The sequence below is a fragment of the Curtobacterium sp. MCSS17_015 genome, from assembly GCF_003234265.2.
Taxonomy (GTDB): domain Bacteria; phylum Actinomycetota; class Actinomycetes; order Actinomycetales; family Microbacteriaceae; genus Curtobacterium.
In genome coordinates, this window is the sequence record NZ_CP126256.1 from 673,739 (window position 1) to 689,999 (window position 16,261).

Sequence of the window (16,261 nt, forward strand, 5' to 3'; positions counted from 1 at the left end):
CCGCGGTCCGCGCCGGGAGGTCCGGGGCGCGCCCGTCAGCGGGCGGTGAGCTCCTGGTAGTCCGGGTGTCGCTCGACCCAGGCTGCGACGTAGCTGCACTGCGGCACGACGCGACGGTCCGAGTTCGCACGGACGTCGTCGAGCGCCTGCTGCACGAGCATCGACGCGTGTCCGCCACCGCGGTGCTCGGGGTCGACCTCGGTGTGCACGAAGCGGATCTCGTCGCCGTCGACCTCGTAGGCGGCGAGGCCGATGACGGTGCCGTCCTCGACGAGGGAGTACTGGTTCAGGTCGGTGTCGTTGCGGACTTCGAGACTCATGGTCCGGACGGTACCCCGGCCGCCCCGGAGCTGTCGGAGAGACGGCGCCGACCCGGGAACGCCGCCGTCACGGTGCGTGTTGCGGGGCTACTCGGCGCTGTGGCGACCGTGCTGGTGGTCGTCGTGCCCGGCGGGCGGGACCGGGGTCGAGCCGGCAGCGTGGGCGCCGTGCTGCGTCCGGATCGCTCCGGTCACCGTCGGAGGCTCGTCCACCGGGCTCGACGCCGCGTGCGCGCCGTGCGTGGTCGCCTCCGGCCGGGACGCCCTGGTGCCGTCCGCGGGGCGTGCGGTGGCCGACTCGTCGGAGGCGGTCGGGCCTCCCGTCCGCTGCCGGGGCAGGACCGGGACATCCGCACCGCTGGCCGCCCGCGCCGAGCGCGGCTCCGCGGCGACGTCGGGCGAGGTCGGCACGACCGCCGTCGACCCGGTGTCCGGGGAGACGAGCGACCCGGCCCCCGCTGCGGCCTGCTGGGCGTCGACCGTCAGACGGTCGGCGTCCGCGCTCTTCCGGGCGGCGTCGGCCTGCTCCTGCAGCGCCGACGTCTTGCGGAGCGGCGGCACCCTGAAGAACCAGGTGAGGACGAAGGCCAGCAGGATGACCGCGAGGCCGACCCAGTACACCGTGACCGCGGAGTCGCTGAACCCGACCAGGAACGGACGGCTCAGGCGCTCGTCGGCTCCGTTGAGGAAGGACGTGTCGTTGGTGGACGACGTGCTCGCCGAGGTGCCGCCCGTGCCGTCGCGCAACTGGTCGACGAGCTTCGGCGCCACCGTGTCGACGATGTCTCGTCGCTGCGCGGCGTTCGAGTAGTCGACCTGCAGGGTGCCGTCGACGACCTCGGCGCCCGCCTCGGCCGCGGCGGTCTGCAGCGCCTTCTGCTCGGCGTCGCCCTTCGCGTCGGCGACCTGCTGGGCGATGAGTGTGTCGGCCGCCGCTGCAGGGATCGTGCCCGCGTCGACCTGCTGCTGCACGGCCGCGGTGACCTGCTTCGTCACGGCCTGGTCGGCTGCCTGCTTCGCCCGCACAGCGCCCCGGTCGAGACCGTCCTGGACGTTCTCCTTGATCGGGGTGACGATCGGATCCCAGATCTGGTCCATCACGCCCTTGTTCGCCTCGGCGTTCGCCACCGCGGGGTCCAGGGCTGCGTTCAGGGCGCTCTTCAGGTCGGTCTCGTTCTGCAGGGCGCCGGTGATGTTCGTCGGCATCAGGCTGAACAGCACGGACAGCAGCACCGCGGTGCCCATCGTGCCGCCGATCTGGCGGAAGAACGTGGCGGCACTCGTGGCGACGCCGATATCCCGCGGGGAGACCGAGTTCTGCGCCGCGAGGGTCAGGGTCTGCATGAGCTGCCCGAGCCCGAGGCCGATGAGGAACATGCCCGTCATCAGGAACCAGAGCGGCCGGTCCGCGGTGAGGAACGTCAGGACGGTGTAGCCGACGGCGGTGAAGGCGGTACCGGTGACCGGGAAGATCCGGTACTTGCCGGTGCGGGACACGATCTGCCCCGACGCGATCGACGAGATCATCAGGCCGAGGACCATCGGCAGCATCGCGAAGCCGGACTCGGTCGGGGTGACGCCCTTGACGATCTGCAGGTACAGCGGGATGGTCAGCATCGCGCCGAACATGCCGAAGCCGATGAGCACGGAGAGCACGGCCGCCATCGAGAACACGTGCGAGCCGAACAGCTTGAGCGGCAGGATCGCGTCGTCGCCCATCGCCCGCTCGACGATGACGAACGCGATCAGACCGAGCACGCCGATGCCGTAGCAGGCGAAGGCACCGGGGGAGTCCCAGCCCCACTCGCGACCCTGCTCGGCGATGAGCAGCAGCGGTACGAGGGTCACGATGACGAGGGTCGCGCCCCACCAGTCGATGCGCGGCTTCCGGCGCTCGCCGAACTTCGGCAGGTGCAGGAACGTCAGCACCATGAACAGCGCGATGATGCCGATCGGGACGTTGATCAGGAAGACCCAGCGCCACCCGGTGATGAAGAGCAGGTCGTCCGCTCCCGCGAAGACCCCGCCCACCAGGGGACCGATGACCGACGAGATGCCGAAGACGGCGAGGAAGTACCCCTGGTACTTGGCGCGCTCACGCGGGGCGAGCATGTCGCCCATGATCGCGAGCGGCAGCGACATCAGACCGCCCGCGCCGAGGCCCTGCAGCGCGCGGAACCCGGCGAGCATGAGCATCGACGTCGAGAACGACGCGGCGAGCGAGCCGATGATGAAGATGCCGATGGCCGTGATGAACAGCGGTCGCCGGCCGAACAGGTCGGAGAGCTTGCCGTAGATCGGCGTCGTGATCGTCGAGGCGATGAGGTACCCGGTCGTCACCCACGCCTGCTGGTCGAGCCCGTGCAGGTCGTCGCCGATGGTGCGGATGGCGGTGCCGACGATCGTCTGGTCGAGGGCACCGAGGAACATGCCGGCCATCAGGCCGTAGATCACGAGCAGGATCTGACGGTGGTTCATCACGACGTCGGACGACGTCGAGGGGGCCGCGGGTGCGGTCGCGGTCTGTGTCATGTGCGGGACTCCCGAGGACTTTGCGCTGCGTGCAAAGTTACAACCGCCGCAGCAGCGCCGCGGCCCGGGAACGCGTTCCTGTGGACATCGGCAGCCGTCCACAGGGCGACGCGCGGCGGACCTGCGCTCAGGCGACCGCCTGCTCGAGGGCCTCCTGGAAGCGCTCGTCGACCTCGATGCGGAGCTCGCCGGTGTCCTGGTCGTAGGCCGAGACGGGGGAGACGTGACCGTGGCGGGAGAACAGCAGGTCGGGGCAGAGCACTCCGCCGGGGAGGCCGGCCTCGCGGTCGCCGAGGACCCGCACCAGGAGCCCGGCGAGCGTCTGGATCGCCTGCACGCTGTCGACGTCGCGGAGCGGGACGGCGAGCAGCAGGTGGCGGTGCGGGACCGCGAACACGGTGCCGAACGGCGCTGCACCGAACAACGCCGGCAGGTTCACGGCCTTCGACGCGGTGAACAGCGACTCGCCCTCGACGATGTGCACGCCGGGTGCGATCTCGGCGTTCGCGTCGACCGGCTCGGCGTCCGTGTTGAACCGGCCCATCGCCCACAGCTCGTCACTGCCGAGCGCGAGCTTCGGCAGGGTGGCGGTGGAGAGCGTGCTGACCATCGTCGGGTAGTCCACGCAGAGGCCGAGCACGAGTCCGGGCGCGAACGGCCGTGCGTAGGTGAGGTCGGTCGGGTCCGCGCCGTCGTCGGCCATGAGTCGCAGCCGGATCCGGTCGCGGAGCTCGTCGGCACCGAGTTCCTCGGGCGGCGGCTCGCGGTGCGCCTGCAGCATCCGGTCGAAGTGCGCCGCGACGAGTGCCGCGCGGCGGACCTCGTTCTCACCGCGCACCTGCACGGCGAGGTTCGCGAGCAGGTACACCTGGCCGTCGCTGCCGAGGAGCCGTGCGCGACCCGGGTCGTCCGCGGGACCGTCGACGGTCGTCTCGACGCCCCGCTCGGCCAGGGTCCGCTGCGCGAGCACGACGAGCGACGGTGCGTCACCCGCCGGCTTCCTGCGTCCGAACCACGGCATGTGGCCCAGCCTGGCACGGAACGTCCGGGGTGTCAGGCCCCCAGTGCGGCGTCGACGATCTCCTTGGCCTCGCGCTGCACCTGCTCGAGGTGCTCCTGCCCGACGAAGCTCTCGGCGTAGATCTTGTAGACGTCCTCGGTGCCGGACGGTCGGGCGGCGAACCAGGCCCGGTCGGTGACGACCTTGACGCCGCCGACCGCCGCCTCGTTGCCCGGGGCCTTCGACAGCTTCGCGGTGATCGGGTCGCCTGCCAGGGTCTCGGCGGTGATGGCGTCGCCGTCGAGCTTCGACAGGCGGGCCTTCTGCTCCTTGCTCGCTGCTGCGTCGACGCGCTGGTAGACCGGGGCACCGAAGCGCTCGGTCAGCTCGGCGTACAGCTGCGAGGGGGTCTTGCCCGTGACGGCGATGATCTCGGACGCCAGGAGCGCCAGGATGATGCCGTCCTTGTCGGTCGTCCACGCCGTGCCGTCCTTGCGGAGGAACGAGGCGCCCGCGGACTCCTCGCCACCGAAGGCCACCGAGCCGTCGATCAGGCCGGGGACGAACCACTTGAAGCCGACCGGGACCTCCCACAGGCGGCGGCCGAGGGACTCCGCGACGCGGTCGATGATGCTCGACGACACCAGGGTCTTGCCGATCGCCGCGTCCTCGCGCCACTGCGGACGGTGCGCGTACAGGTACTCGATCGCGACGGCGAGGTAGTGGTTCGGGTTCATCAGGCCGCCGTCGGGCGTGACGATGCCGTGCCGGTCGGAGTCGGCGTCGTTGCCGGTCAGGACGTCGAAGTCGTCCTTGCGGGCGACGACCGAGGCCATCGCGGACGGGCTCGACGGGTCCATCCGGATCTTGCCGTCCCAGTCGAGCGTCATGAACGACCAGGTCGGGTCGACGTCGGGGTTCACCACGGTGAGGTCGAGGCCGTAGTGGTCTCGGATGAGGTTCCAGTAGGGCAGCGACGCGCCGCCCAGCGGGTCGGCACCGATCTTCACCCCGGCGCGCTTGATCGCGTCGATGTCGATGATGTTCTCGAGGTCGGCGACGTAGTTGTGCAGGAAGTCGTAGCCGTCGTGCGTGGCGTGCTCGGCGCGCTGCACCTCGGCGTTGCCACCGGCGATGATCGCGTTCGCCCGGTCGGCGATCCACGTCGTCGCGTCGCTGTCGGCGGGCCCACCGTGCGGCGGGTTGTACTTGAAGCCGCCGTCGCGGGGCGGGTTGTGGCTCGGCGTGATGACGATGCCGTCTGCGGTGTCGTCGTGCCCGGCGGTGTTGTAGGCGATGATCGCGTGGCTCAGGGCCGGCGTCGGGACGTAGCCGTTGTCGGCGTCGGCGAGGACGTGCACGCCGTTGGCCGCCAGGACCTCGAGTGCGGTGCGCTCGGCGGGGCCGGAGAGGGCGTGGGTGTCGCGGCCGATGAAGAGCGGGCCGTCGGTGCCCTGCGCGGTGCGGTACTCGACGATCGCCTGCGTGATGGCGGCGATGTGCGTGTCGTTGAACGCGGTGTCGAGCGAGGACCCCCGGTGGCCGGAGGTGCCGAAGACGACCTTCTGCTCGGGGTTCGTCACGTCGGGGACCCGGTCGTAGTACGCGGCGACGAGGGCGTCGAGGTCGACGAGGTCGTCTGCGGTCGCTGGGGTGCCGGCACGGTCGTTCATGGACCCATCCTGGCATCCGGCGGGTGGACGCGTTCAGGGTCGTCGGTGGACGAGCTGAACGGTCGCCTGCCGGACGAGGAGCGAGCGGCCGCCATCCCGGACGAAGGGGGGCGTCAGGGAGTGCGACCGCTCGCGGTCTGGGGGAGGGAGGGGTCAGGCGGTGCGGAAGGACCCGGTCGCCGTGCGGACCGAGCCGGTGACCGTCCGGGTGCTCGCCGTGGCGGTGCGGGGGTGACGGAACTGCGTGTCGACGAAGCGACCGATGCGGTCCGCGCGGACGCCCGTGTAGGTCCCGATCGTGTCGGAGCCGTCCGTGGTGGAGGTGTACGTGCCGTGCTCGTCGCGCTGCCGGAGCCCGCTCACGAAGGTCCCGCCGAGGGGGAAGGTGCTCATGGTGCTCTCCTCGCTGTCGTGTCGAGGCGTCGCGACCGTCGAGCCGACGGGTCCGCGACACCATCGACTGCTGGACACCAGTCTACGTCCTTCTCTTGCATCATGCAAAAGAAGGATGGCTCAGGTGACGAGCTCGCAGAAGTGCCGTCCGCTGTCCGTCCAGCTCTGGCGCACGGTCAGGCCCGCCGCGGCCGCGTGCGCACGGAGTGCCCGCAGGCCGACCTCGGCCCAGGGGAACGCCGAGCTCGCGTGTCCGTCGGCGTCCGTCACCGTGGCGACGTAGGTGCGGTCGGCGTCGGCGTCGCGGTTGGTCTCGACGACCACACGGCCGCCCACCCGGACGATCTCGGCCGCACGGGCGAGCAGGGCCACCGGATCGCCACCGATGCCGATGTTGCCGTCGATGACGAGCGCGGTGTCCCAGTGCCCCTCGTCCGGCACCGGGTCGAACACCGAGCCCTGGACGGCCCGGCCGCCGGAGCGTCGGGCGATCTCGACGGCCTCGGCCGAGACGTCCACACCGAGGGCCGGCAGACCCATCCGCAGCGCGGCGACGAGCATCCGACCGGGCCCGCAGCCGAGGTCGATCACCGGACCGTCGGCCCCCTCGAGCAACGACACGTCGACCCGGTCCGCGGCGGCGCTCCACCGGCCGACGTCCATCGTGACGACCTCGTCCGGACGGTCGGGGTCGGTGAGACGGAGGCGGCCGTCGGACCGCAGCGCTCGGGCGTACGGCTCGTCGCCGCCGGCTCCGAAGGCCTGCGTGGTGCTGGTCGTGTCGGTCATCGGACACCTCCGGAGGTGGTGGCGGACTCGGCGGCCAGAGCCGCGGCGAACCGCGTGGTGGGTGCGAGTGCCGCGACGCGCTCCGCATCGGGCACCGTGTCGACGTCGAGCAGCTCGGCCAGGAGGCCCGTGTCGAGTCCCGCGGACCGCAACCGTGCCAGCTGCACGGCCCCGGTGTCGTCCTGCGACATCGGCACACCGCGCAGCAGGTCACCGGTCGGCTCGCGCAGGTACAGGGACCAGAAGCCGCCGTCCTCGGCCGGGCCGAACCAGGCGTCCCGCTCGGGCCCGTCGAACACCGGGGCGAGCGAGGCGGCGGAGACCTGCGGGGTGTCCATGCCGACCAGGAGGAGCGGACCGTCCACGGTGTCGAACAGGAACCCGAGGCGCTCGTCGAGTCCGCCGCCGGGCTGGTGCAGGACGTCGAAGCCCTCGGCGCCGTCGGGCAGGACGTCGCCGTCGAAGAACAGGACCCGGCGGGCGGCCGGCAGCGCGTGCACGGTGGCGAGCGTGTCGGCCAGGCTCGCTGCGGCGACCCGGGCGGCACCCTCGGGGGTGAGCGCCGGGGTGAGACGGGTCTTCACCTTGCCGGGCAGGCACTCCTTCGCGACGACGGCGACGGTGATGCCGGTCGTGGGCGCGTCGGTGCCGTGCTCGGCGGTCATGAGCGCGCCTCGGCAGCGACCTGCTCGGCGGTGGTCTGCTCGGCGGTCTGTGCAGTGGCGACCCGCTGGCGGACGGACACGGGCGCGGCGGGGCGGTTCCGGGCCTCCCGGCGGTACTCGCGGAGCAGACGCGACATGTCCTTGACGGCGTTGACCGTGCCGCGGAGCGTGCCGGTGACCTTGCTGTCGCCGATGCGCTGCGCGTAGCCGATGTCCGACTCGTCGACGCGCCAGCCGGCGGCGTGCGCGGCGAGGACCATCTCGAGCGGGTAGCCGCTGCGGCGGTCGCGGAGGTCGAGCGCGACGAGGTCCTCTCGGTGCATGACCCGCATCGGGCCGAGGTCGTGGAGGCGGTACCCGGTCGCGCGGCGCATGAGGACGGCGAGCACGCGGTTCGCGAAGCGGGCGTGCGGCGCCCAGGCGCCACGGCTGGTCGGCACGCGGCGGCCGAGGGCCAGGTCGACCCGGCCGTCGGCGACGCGCTGGACGAGGGCGGGGAGCTCGGCGGGGTCCATCGACGCGTCGGCGTCGCAGAAGGCGACGTAGTCGGCGGTCGCTGCGGCGACACCGGCCGCACAGGCGGACCCGAACCCGCGGACCGGCTCCGTCACGACGAGGGCCCCGTGCGCGCGGGCGACGTCGGCGGACCCGTCGGTCGAACCGTTGTCGACGACGATGGCCCGGTAGCCCTCGGGCAGACGGCCGATGACGGACGGCAGTGCGTCCGCCTCGTCGAGGCAGGGGAGGATCACGTCGACGCTCATGGAGACCATTCGGTGCCCTCCGTCGGATCGACTGGTCGCGCTGTCGTCCTCGGGGTGCGGACCGGCGTCGGGGTCGGCGGCGGGCTGTTGCGTCATGCACACGAGCAAACACGATCCCGGCTGTCGGGGGACGGGGAGCGCGTCCCCCGACGGCCGTCCTGCGACGGCGTGCGGCGTGGCGGCGCTAGCGCACGGCCGCCCGGAGCGGCGCGGTCGCGAACTCCCGCATCCCGCGCGTGAAGTCCACCTGCGCACGCCAGCCCAGCTCGTCGGCGATGCGCGCCGAGGACGCCGTGACGTGGCGGACGTCGCCGAGACGGTACTCACCCGTCACCACCGGCTGCGGACCGTCCGGCCCCGCGATCGCCGCGGCCATCTCACCGATCGTGTGCACCGTGCCGGACCCGACGTTGAACGCGCGGAACGACTCGGCCGGAGCGGTCCCGGTCGCGTCGATCGCCGCCAGGTTCGCACCGGCGACGTCGTCGACGTGCACGAAGTCGCGGCGCTGTGCCCCGTCCTCGAAGACCCGCGGTGCCTCGCCCCGCGCCAACGCCGAGCGGAACAGGGACGCGACCCCGGCGTACGGCGTGTTCGCGGGCATGCCGGGGCCGTACACGTTGTGGTAGCGGAGCGCGACGGACCGGCCGCCGGTGGCACGCGACCACGACGAGGCGAGCTGCTCCTGTGCCACCTTCGTCTGCGCGTAGACGTTCCGCGGGTCGAGGGCGGCGGACTCGTCGATGAGCCCCGGCAGGAGCGGACGGCCGTCGGGGTCGATCGGGTCGAAGCGGCCGGCGTCGAGGTCCTCGCGGCGGCGGGCCGGCGGGCGCATCGGCTCACCGTCGGCGGTGCTGTACGCACCCTCACCGTAGACGACCATCGAACTCGCGACCACGAGTCGGCCGATGTCCATCCGGTCCATCGCGGCGAGCACGTGCGCGGTGCCGGCGTCGTTGCTCGAGACGTAGTCGGGGGCGTCCTGGAAGTCGACGCCGAGGCCGACCTTCGCGGCCTGGTGGCACACCACGTCGACGTCGTGCAGCGCGGCGTCGAGGGCGACCCGGTCGCGGACGTCGCCGTGCACGAGCTCGATGCCCGCGGTGCGGTGTGCGGTCACGACGGCGTCGGGGTCCCCGTGCACGTCGGTGCGCAGGGAGTCGAGGACGCGCACCTCGTGCCCGGCGGCCAGGGCCTGGCGGACGATCGTCGAGCCGATGAAGCCCGCGCCGCCGGTGACGAGCAGCCGGGTCACGGCCGGAGCTCCATCACGCGGGCGGAGGCACTCGCCGGGACGAGTTCGCGCGGGGTGTAGCAGTCGGGGACGGCGGCGACGATCGAGCCGATGGCGCGGACGATGACCTCGTTGGCTCGGGCCAGGCGGTCCATGACGGCCTGGTGGGTGACCGGGGCCTCGGAGCTCGTGTCGTCGGCGACCGGGGCCAGGCCGGCATCGGCGTCGGTCACGAAGGACAGGTTCACCGTGCCGATGCCGAGCTCCGCGGCGAGCGGGACCTCGGGGGTCATCGTCATGTTGATCGTGTGGCCACCGGCCTCACGCATCCACACCGACTCGGCGCGGCTCGAGAACCGCGGGCCCTGGATGACGACGCACGTGCCGGTCGGACGGAAGGGCACGTCGAGCGCCGCGACGGCGTCGATCGCCGCACGACGGAGCACCGGGTCGAACGGGTCGGCGAAGGAGAGGTGCTGCACCTCGTCCTCGAAGTAGGTGTCGGCGCGGCCCCAGGTCCGGTCGATGAGCTGGTCCGTCACCACGAAGGTGCCGGGGGCGTAGTCCGGGTGCAGGCCACCGACGGCACTCGACGAGACGACGGCGCGGACGCCCAGGGAGCGCAGCGCCCAGAGGTTCGCGCGGTGCTCGATGCGGTGGGGCGCAACCGAGTGTGCCCGGCCGTGGCGGGTGAGGAAGGCGACACGACGGCCGGACATCGTGCCGATGCTGATCGGACTCGAGGTCGGTCCGAACGGCGTCGGCACGTCCACCTCGTCCGCGGTGCCGGGTTCGAACAGTTCGTACAGGCCCGAGCCGCCGATCACACCGATCGTCGTCGTCTTCTCGTTGTCCACAGGTCCTCCGGTCGTCCTCGGCGCTGGTCGGCGCCGTCGTTACGCTACAGATGCGGGCCAGGAACGGCCCGCGCGCGGTGCCGTCGTCCCCGTCGGCGCCACGTCAGGATCATTCGGAGGCGCGCGTGCGAACGATCGGTCAGCACCGGGACGCGGTCCGGGCGCTCGTGGGTCCGGCCCTGCCGACTGCGGTGTCGCCGGGGACGGTCGAGTCGTCATCGGTCGTCGCGCTGGCCGCCGGGTCCGCAGCCGGCCACGGGTACCGCGTCCTCGCCACCACCGTGCTCGCGCCGACGCCCCTGCCGGCCTTCGACAACAGCCAGATGGACGGGTTCGCCGTGCGCGCTGCCGACGCCGGAGCGATCGTCCGCGTGAGCGCACCGATCCCGGCCGGCGTCGTGCCCCCACCGCTCGAGTCGGGCACCGCGGCCCCGATCATGACCGGAGCGCGGATCCCGGTGGGAGCGGACGCCGTCTTCCCGGTCGAGTCCACGCCAGCCGGGTCATTCCCCGCCGCGCTCGGGTCCGACCACGTGCCGGTACCGATCGACCTCGTGCCCGGGTCCTTCGTGCGTGTCGCCGGCTCCGACCTGGCCGCGGGAGCTCCGATCGCCCGGGCCGGGCAACCCCTCACGCCGGCCGTACTCGGGGCGCTCGCCGGTGCCGGGGTCACGACCGTCGACGTCCTGCGGCGCCCGCGGGTGCTCGTCGTGTCGACCGGCAGCGAGCTGCTCGATCCCGGCTCGACGGCCGACGCCGACCTCAGCGCCGGTGCCGCCATCGGCGATGCGAACGGGGTGGCGCTGTCCGCCGCGCTCGCCGAGGTCGGTGTCGACACGCGGCGGGTCCGGGTCCCCGATGACCCCGACCGGTTCCTCGGCGCCCTCGACGACGCCGTGGGGGACTGGGCGGATCTCGTGCTCACCACCGGGGGGATCAGCGCGGGGGCGTACGAGGTCGTCCGGCAGGCCCTCGAACCCCGCGGACTCGTCGTGACCTCGGTCGCGATGCAGCCGGGCGGGCCGCAGGCGCTCGGCACCGTGCAGGTCGCGGGACGATCGGTGCCGGTGGTCGCCTTCCCCGGCAACCCGGTCTCGGCACTCGTCTCGTTCGAGGTGTTCCTCCGCCCGGTCCTCGCCCCTGCCGTCGGGCTGCCGGAGCACCGCCCGACCGTGGACCTGCCGGCCGCCGAGTCCGCGTCGTCGCCGGCGGCCAAGCACCAGGTCCGTCGCGGGACCGTCGTCGACGGCCGCGTCCACTTCGTCGGTGGGCCGAGTTCGCACCTGCTCTGGCACTACGCCGAAGCCACCCACCTCGTCCACGTCCCCGTCGGCACCACCAGCGTCGAGCCGGGCGACCCCCTGACCGTCTGGAGCATCCGATGACCGACCTGTCCCACGTCCGCGCCGACGGCAGCGCGCACATGGTCGACGTCTCCGACAAGGACGTCACCGCGCGGTCCGCGACCGCCACCGCCACGCTCGTCACCCGCCCCGACGTCGTCGAACGCATCCTCGACGGCTCGCTGCCCAAGGGCGAGGTCATCGGCACTGCCCGCATCGCCGCGATCATGGCGGTCAAGAAGACCTCCGACCTCATCCCGCTCTGCCACCCGCTGCCGATCGCCGGGGTCGAGGTCGACATCTCCGGCGCGGACGACCGCGTCGTCATCGAGGTCTCCGTGCGCACCACCTCCCGCACCGGCGTCGAGATGGAAGCCCTCACCGGCGCGAGCGTCGCCGCGCTCACCGTCTACGACATGGTGAAGGCGGTCGACAAGACGGCGTCGATCACCGACGTCCGCGTGCTCGAGAAGCACGGCGGACGTTCCGGCGACTGGAGCGCACGATGAGCGGCTCCGGCGTCCCGGACCGGGGGCGCGCCTCCGTCGTCGTGGTCTCGACCTCGGCCGCAGCGGACCCTGCCCTCGACCGCACCGGGCCCGTCATCGCCGACTGGCTGCGTGAGCGGGCGTTCGACGTCGGTGAACCGGTCATCGTCGCCGACCGTGGTCCCGTCGCCGACACGCTCGCCGCGGCCGTCACGGGCGGCGCACGCGTCGTCATCACCACGGGCGGCACCGGTGTCACACCGACCGATCGCACGCCCGAGGCCGTCGCACCCCTGCTCGACCTCGAACTCCCCGGCATCGTCGAGGAGATCCGCCGACGCGGACTGTCCGGAGCCGGACCGACCGCGCTGCTCAGTCGGGGCGTCGCCGGCATCATCGGCGGCGGCACGTTCGTCGTCACGCTGCCCGGATCACGCGGCGGAGTCGCGGACGGCCTGGCCGTGCTCGACGGGCTGCTCGACCACCTGCTCGCCCAACTGCACGGCGACGGCCACGCTCCCCGGAGCGCATCGTGAGCGCCGGAGCCGCGGACCGCGTCGTCGTCGCGGACGTCGTCGACCGGGCCATCGCCGTGGACGAGGTCTCCCGCGTCGTCGCCTCCGACCACGAGGGCGCGGTCGTCACCTTCGCCGGGGTCGTCCGCGACCACGACGGTGGGAAGGGCGTCACCGCGCTCGACTACGAACGGCACCCGAGCGCCGGGGAGGTCATGGCGGAAGTCGCCCGGACGATCGCCGAGCAGCACCCGGAGGTCCGCATCGCCGTGCTGCACCGCGTCGGTGCGCTCGGCATCGGGGACGTGGCGCTCGCGGCGGCGGTGGCGTCCGGGCACCGCGCCGAGGCGTTCGCTGCGTGTGGGGCCCTCGTCGACCTCGTCAAGGAGCGGGTGCCGATCTGGAAGCACCAGCGGTTCACCGACGGGTCGGACGAGTGGGTGGCGGCGCTCTGACGAAGGAAGAGCTCGACGCAGATCACTCACCGTGTAAGTCCCCCGAACTGGTGACAGTGAATGCCTCGTAGCTGAGGTCGGCTCCATTAGCGTTTCTTCATCAGCAAAGGGGAAACGATGGAGTTCGAAGAGCGGCTCGCCGCACTCGCCACGAAGGTGCAGAACCAGCGTGAAGCGATCCAGACCGAGGAAGCGACGAAGAACGCTTTCGTGATGCCGTTCATCTCGACGATCCTCGGGTACGACGTCTTCAACCCGCTCGAGGTGGTGCCCGAGTTCACCGCGGACGTCGGCGTGAAGCGCGGTGAGAAAGTCGACTACGCGATCATGCGCGATGGAGAGGTGCAGATCCTCATTGAGTGCAAGAAGTCGGCCGAGCCGCTGAAGGTCGAGCATGCGTCGCAGCTGTTCCGGTACTTCTCCGTCACGAACGCCAGGATCGCAGTACTGACCAACGGCGAGGTCTACAACTTCTACACCGACCTCGACGCTCCGAACAAGATGGACGACAAGCCCTTCCTCGTCCTTGACTTGGGTGACATCGACGAGACGCTTCTCGCGGAGCTTCAGAAGTTGAGCAAAGAGAACTTCGACCTCGACTCAGTGATCAGTGCTGCTGAGGAGCTCAAGTACGTCGGAGCGCTCAAGCGGGCGCTCGGCGGACAACTCCGCGAACCGTCCGATGAATTCGTGAAGTTCCTGACGACGAAGGTCTACGACGGCTCCTACACCCAGAAGGTCAGGGAACAGTTCAACCCGCTCGTGGCCAAGGCCATCAAGCAATTCCTGAACGAGCAGGTGAACGACCGGCTCAAGACGGCTCTTGGGTCATCCTTCATCGGCAGCAGCCGGATGGAGGCGCCGGCTGCCGTCGTGGAGAGCGAGGGGGCTGTTGAGGAGAACCTCGAGGGCGATAGTGGAATCGTCACCACGCAGGAGGAGCTCGACGGCTACCAGATCGTCAAGGCGATCGCATGCAGCGAAGTGAAGCCCTACCGCGTCGCCCATCGGGACTCAAAGTCCTACTTCGCGATCCTGCTCGACGACAACAACCGGAAGCCGATCGCGCGGTTGTGGTTCAACGGCAAGAAGCAGAAGTACCTCGGCCTCTTCGACGAGAACAAGGTCGAGACGAAGCACCCGCTGGACAACCTCGAGGACATCTACAGTCACGCGTCGGAGATCCGTGATTCGGTCTCGCGCTACGAGGCGCAGGCATCGGTTTGAGAGGACGAGCGCCCGCGTTGGTCTTCCAGGCCGACCAACGTTCCGACGACGGATCTGAACGACCGGAGGTCGTGGCGACGTCGGTCCCACCGTGGTGTCACGCTTGATCCGGCGCCAAAGCGACAGATGAGCACGAGGATCGCGCTTCCATCTGTCGCTTTCGCGAAGGAGACGGGCCCGCGGGCGAGCTCGGGCCATGTCCGTGGCTGCGCCACCGACCCACGAACACGGGCGTAGCGCCACCACCTCGAGACTCCCTAGTATCCGGACCATGGGAATCCTGCTGTCCGGCGTGAGCGTCGTCCTGCTCGTGTTCGCCCTGATCGACATCATCACGCGCCCCGACAGCGAGGTCCGGGGCCTGCCGAAGGTCGCCTGGATCATCCTCGTGATCCTGTTGCCGTTCGTCGGCAGCATCGTGTGGTTCGCGATCGGACACGACTGGAGCGCAGGGTCTCGGAACCACGGCCGCTACCTCGAGCCGAAGCGGCACGAGGACGGGTACGCCACGCTCGGCGCCGCGAAGGCCGCACACGGGGACAAGCGGGTCTCGAGCACGGAGCAGGAACTCGCCGAGCTCGAGCGTGAGATCGAGTACTGGGAAGCGCAGGCGCGCCTGAAGCGGGCGAAGGAAGCCGCTGGCGAGGGTGACCCGACCCCCGCGAGCTGAACCGGGCCTCCCGGCGCGCGCTGCCAGACTGATCGCATGCCCGACTCCCGCCCCTGGTCCGACGTGCCGGTCATCGACCCGCTGGACCGGCACTGGGACCTCATCGATGCCCGGACACGGGGACTGCCCACCCAGGTCGCCGCGCAGCGACGCGCTCGTCGCAAGCGTTTCGCCATCGTCGCGATGACGACGGTGCTCGCGCTCGTTGTCGGTCTGGTCATCGGGACGACCCGATCTGAGGAGACGTCCTGGCTGGACTCGTCGCGCGACCGACGATCCGACGCCGCGACAGTCTTCGGCGTCCTGATGTCACTGACAGGCGTCGCTCTGTGGGTCGTCGGTGTCGTGCAAGTGCTGCGGAAGGGCCGCTTCGCCGAGCTGTGGTCAGATCCTCTGTCCGGCATCCCGTGGCGAGATCGTCGTTCGATCGAACGGAAACTCAGGAGTGCGGCTCCGCCAGAGCCTGGACGAGCACCGGTCCTCCGGCGGCTGGCGGCGCTGCGCCTGCGGCAGACGGAATGGACGATCTGGTTCCTCGCGGGCTGGGTCCCCTTCGCTGGTGGCCAGGCGATCGCGTCACCGTTCGAGTTCTTCCGTTGGATGCAGACCGGCGGTGTGCTGCTGTTCCTGGTGGTGTTCATGCTGTCTGTCCGTCAGCGGGCGCGATGGCGAGCACTGATCGACGTGACCGAGCCCGACTGACCCGGGTCGGTGCGGGTGCGCCAGGGGAGCCGGGCAGCAGGAGCCGCAGTCGCCTTGCGGGGACCGAGGTGGCCGCACGGTTCGCGGGCGGTCGCGAGTCGCCTCCGCTCCGCCCTGGCGCAGAGCGCCCCCGCGCCCGCCTACCCTGGTCAGGTGGCTCATCTCCTCGGCGCCGAGAACGTGCATCTCGAGTTCCCCACCCGTGTCGTCTTCGACAGCGTGACCATCGGCCTCGACGAGGGCGACCGGATCGGCGTCGTCGGGCGCAACGGCGACGGCAAGTCGACGCTGCTCGCCCTCCTGGCGCAGCGACTCGAACCGGACTCCGGGCGGGTGACGCACCGCCGCGGGGTCACGATCGGGTACCTCGACCAGCGTGACGTCCTGCCCGAGGGCATGACCGTCGGGCAGGTCGTCGTCGGCGACCTCGCCGAGCACGAGTGGGCGGGCGACCCGAAGATCCGCGACGTCATCGGCGGCCTCGTGTCGGACATCCCGTGGGACGAGACGGTCGACGAACTGTCCGGTGGTCAGCGTCGGCGGGTGGCGTTGGCGCGCCTGTTGGTCGGCGACTGGGACGTGCTGTTCCTCGACGAGCCGACGAACCACCTGGACGTCGAGGGCATCCAGTGGC

17 protein-coding genes and 1 pseudogene are annotated in these 16,261 nt (G+C 71.2%); 8 read left to right on the plus strand and 10 right to left on the minus strand.

Going from position 1 to position 16,261, the window contains the following annotated elements:
- Nucleotides 1-35: 35 nt before the first annotated feature.
- The 10 genes from DEJ18_RS03175 to DEJ18_RS03220 all read right to left on the minus strand — a co-directional run bounded on the left by DEJ18_RS03175 (nucleotide 36) and on the right by DEJ18_RS03220 (nucleotide 10,227).
- On the minus strand, nucleotides 36-320 hold the full coding sequence (locus DEJ18_RS03175) for a GNAT family N-acetyltransferase (RefSeq protein ID WP_111081726.1): 285 nt from the start codon (nucleotides 318-320) through the stop codon (nucleotides 36-38).
- An 87-nt stretch (nucleotides 321-407) separates the two neighbouring features.
- On the minus strand, nucleotides 408-2,852 hold the full coding sequence (locus tag DEJ18_RS03180; RefSeq protein ID WP_111209520.1) for an MDR family MFS transporter: 2,445 nt from the start codon (nucleotides 2,850-2,852) through the stop codon (nucleotides 408-410).
- Nucleotides 2,853-2,979: 127 nt separating this feature from the next.
- Nucleotides 2,980-3,873, minus strand: a complete 894-nt coding sequence (locus DEJ18_RS03185) for a hypothetical protein (protein WP_111209521.1) — start codon at nucleotides 3,871-3,873, stop codon at nucleotides 2,980-2,982.
- A 32-nt stretch (nucleotides 3,874-3,905) separates the two neighbouring features.
- Nucleotides 3,906-5,525, minus strand: a complete 1,620-nt coding sequence (pgm, locus tag DEJ18_RS03190) for a phosphoglucomutase (alpha-D-glucose-1,6-bisphosphate-dependent) (protein ID WP_111209522.1) — start codon at nucleotides 5,523-5,525, stop codon at nucleotides 3,906-3,908.
- A 153-nt stretch (nucleotides 5,526-5,678) separates the two neighbouring features.
- Nucleotides 5,679-5,918: a hypothetical protein gene (locus tag DEJ18_RS03195; protein ID WP_111209523.1), complete on the minus strand. Its 240-nt coding sequence runs from the start codon at nucleotides 5,916-5,918 to the stop codon at nucleotides 5,679-5,681.
- Nucleotides 5,919-6,038: 120 nt separating this feature from the next.
- The gene (locus DEJ18_RS03200; RefSeq protein WP_111081721.1) at nucleotides 6,039-6,707 is read right to left on the minus strand and encodes a methyltransferase domain-containing protein; all 669 of its coding nucleotides are present in this window, start codon (nucleotides 6,705-6,707) and stop codon (nucleotides 6,039-6,041) included.
- Nucleotides 6,704-7,372, minus strand: a complete 669-nt coding sequence (locus tag DEJ18_RS03205) for a TIGR04282 family arsenosugar biosynthesis glycosyltransferase (protein WP_111081720.1) — start codon at nucleotides 7,370-7,372, stop codon at nucleotides 6,704-6,706. The genes DEJ18_RS03200 and DEJ18_RS03205 overlap by 4 nt, the downstream gene beginning before the upstream one ends.
- The gene (locus tag DEJ18_RS03210) at nucleotides 7,369-8,232 is read right to left on the minus strand and encodes a glycosyltransferase family 2 protein (RefSeq protein WP_349775055.1); all 864 of its coding nucleotides are present in this window, start codon (nucleotides 8,230-8,232) and stop codon (nucleotides 7,369-7,371) included. Before DEJ18_RS03210 ends, DEJ18_RS03205 begins: the two co-directional genes overlap by 4 nt.
- A gap of 88 nt (nucleotides 8,233-8,320) precedes the next feature.
- Nucleotides 8,321-9,391 carry an NAD-dependent epimerase/dehydratase family protein gene (locus tag DEJ18_RS03215; RefSeq protein WP_111209525.1) on the minus strand — a complete coding sequence of 357 codons (1,071 nt, stop codon included), beginning with the start codon at nucleotides 9,389-9,391 and terminating at the stop codon, nucleotides 8,321-8,323.
- On the minus strand, nucleotides 9,388-10,227 hold the full coding sequence (locus DEJ18_RS03220; RefSeq protein WP_111209526.1) for an MTAP family purine nucleoside phosphorylase: 840 nt from the start codon (nucleotides 10,225-10,227) through the stop codon (nucleotides 9,388-9,390). The genes DEJ18_RS03215 and DEJ18_RS03220 overlap by 4 nt, the downstream gene beginning before the upstream one ends.
- A 125-nt stretch (nucleotides 10,228-10,352) precedes the next feature.
- On the opposite strand from DEJ18_RS03220, the gene DEJ18_RS03225 reads away from it, so the two are divergent.
- The 8 genes and pseudogenes from DEJ18_RS03225 to DEJ18_RS15970 form a co-directional block, all read left to right on the plus strand.
- Nucleotides 10,353-11,612 (plus strand): molybdopterin molybdotransferase MoeA, encoded by a 1,260-nt coding sequence (locus tag DEJ18_RS03225; RefSeq protein WP_258376835.1) that lies wholly within the window; start codon nucleotides 10,353-10,355, stop codon nucleotides 11,610-11,612.
- Nucleotides 11,609-12,079 carry a cyclic pyranopterin monophosphate synthase MoaC gene (gene moaC, locus DEJ18_RS03230; protein ID WP_111081716.1) on the plus strand — a complete coding sequence of 157 codons (471 nt, stop codon included), beginning with the start codon at nucleotides 11,609-11,611 and terminating at the stop codon, nucleotides 12,077-12,079. The genes DEJ18_RS03225 and moaC overlap by 4 nt, the downstream gene beginning before the upstream one ends.
- Nucleotides 12,076-12,594, plus strand: a complete 519-nt coding sequence (locus tag DEJ18_RS03235) for a MogA/MoaB family molybdenum cofactor biosynthesis protein (RefSeq protein WP_111081715.1) — start codon at nucleotides 12,076-12,078, stop codon at nucleotides 12,592-12,594. The genes moaC and DEJ18_RS03235 overlap by 4 nt, the downstream gene beginning before the upstream one ends.
- Nucleotides 12,591-13,028, plus strand: a complete 438-nt coding sequence (locus DEJ18_RS03240) for a molybdenum cofactor biosynthesis protein MoaE (RefSeq protein ID WP_111081714.1) — start codon at nucleotides 12,591-12,593, stop codon at nucleotides 13,026-13,028. The genes DEJ18_RS03235 and DEJ18_RS03240 overlap by 4 nt, the downstream gene beginning before the upstream one ends.
- A gap of 117 nt (nucleotides 13,029-13,145) precedes the next feature.
- Entirely contained in the window at nucleotides 13,146-14,255 is a 1,110-nt protein-coding gene (locus DEJ18_RS03245) for a type I restriction endonuclease (protein WP_111209528.1), read from the plus strand.
- A gap of 271 nt (nucleotides 14,256-14,526) precedes the next feature.
- Nucleotides 14,527-14,925 carry a PLD nuclease N-terminal domain-containing protein gene (locus DEJ18_RS03250; protein WP_181431150.1) on the plus strand — a complete coding sequence of 133 codons (399 nt, stop codon included), beginning with the start codon at nucleotides 14,527-14,529 and terminating at the stop codon, nucleotides 14,923-14,925.
- A 63-nt stretch (nucleotides 14,926-14,988) separates the two neighbouring features.
- Nucleotides 14,989-15,627 carry a hypothetical protein gene (locus tag DEJ18_RS03255; RefSeq protein WP_146241470.1) on the plus strand — a complete coding sequence of 213 codons (639 nt, stop codon included), beginning with the start codon at nucleotides 14,989-14,991 and terminating at the stop codon, nucleotides 15,625-15,627.
- A gap of 219 nt (nucleotides 15,628-15,846) precedes the next feature.
- Nucleotides 15,847-16,249, plus strand: a pseudogene (locus DEJ18_RS15970) (ATP-binding cassette domain-containing protein); the annotation flags it as partial.
- Nucleotides 16,250-16,261: the final 12 nt, after the last annotated feature.

Bases quoted from the DNA above. Each gene is read 5' to 3' on its own strand.
- DEJ18_RS03175 (WP_111081726.1), bottom strand. From the start codon at position 320: ATGAGTCTCGAAGTCCGCAACGACACCGACCTGAACCAGTACTCCCTC.
- DEJ18_RS03180 (WP_111209520.1), bottom strand. From the start codon at position 2,852: ATGACACAGACCGCGACCGCACCCGCGGCCCCCTCGACGTCGTCCGAC.
- DEJ18_RS03185 (WP_111209521.1), bottom strand. From the start codon at position 3,873: ATGCCGTGGTTCGGACGCAGGAAGCCGGCGGGTGACGCACCGTCGCTC.
- pgm (WP_111209522.1), bottom strand. From the start codon at position 5,525: ATGAACGACCGTGCCGGCACCCCAGCGACCGCAGACGACCTCGTCGAC.
- DEJ18_RS03195 (WP_111209523.1), bottom strand. From the start codon at position 5,918: ATGAGCACCTTCCCCCTCGGCGGGACCTTCGTGAGCGGGCTCCGGCAG.
- DEJ18_RS03200 (WP_111081721.1), bottom strand. From the start codon at position 6,707: ATGACCGACACGACCAGCACCACGCAGGCCTTCGGAGCCGGCGGCGAC.
- DEJ18_RS03205 (WP_111081720.1), bottom strand. From the start codon at position 7,372: ATGACCGCCGAGCACGGCACCGACGCGCCCACGACCGGCATCACCGTC.
- DEJ18_RS03210 (WP_349775055.1), bottom strand. From the start codon at position 8,232: ATGACGCAACAGCCCGCCGCCGACCCCGACGCCGGTCCGCACCCCGAG.
- moaC (WP_111081716.1), top strand. From the start codon at position 11,609: ATGACCGACCTGTCCCACGTCCGCGCCGACGGCAGCGCGCACATGGTC.
- DEJ18_RS03235 (WP_111081715.1), top strand. From the start codon at position 12,076: ATGAGCGGCTCCGGCGTCCCGGACCGGGGGCGCGCCTCCGTCGTCGTG.
- DEJ18_RS03245 (WP_111209528.1), top strand. From the start codon at position 13,146: ATGGAGTTCGAAGAGCGGCTCGCCGCACTCGCCACGAAGGTGCAGAAC.
- DEJ18_RS03250 (WP_181431150.1), top strand. From the start codon at position 14,527: ATGGGAATCCTGCTGTCCGGCGTGAGCGTCGTCCTGCTCGTGTTCGCC.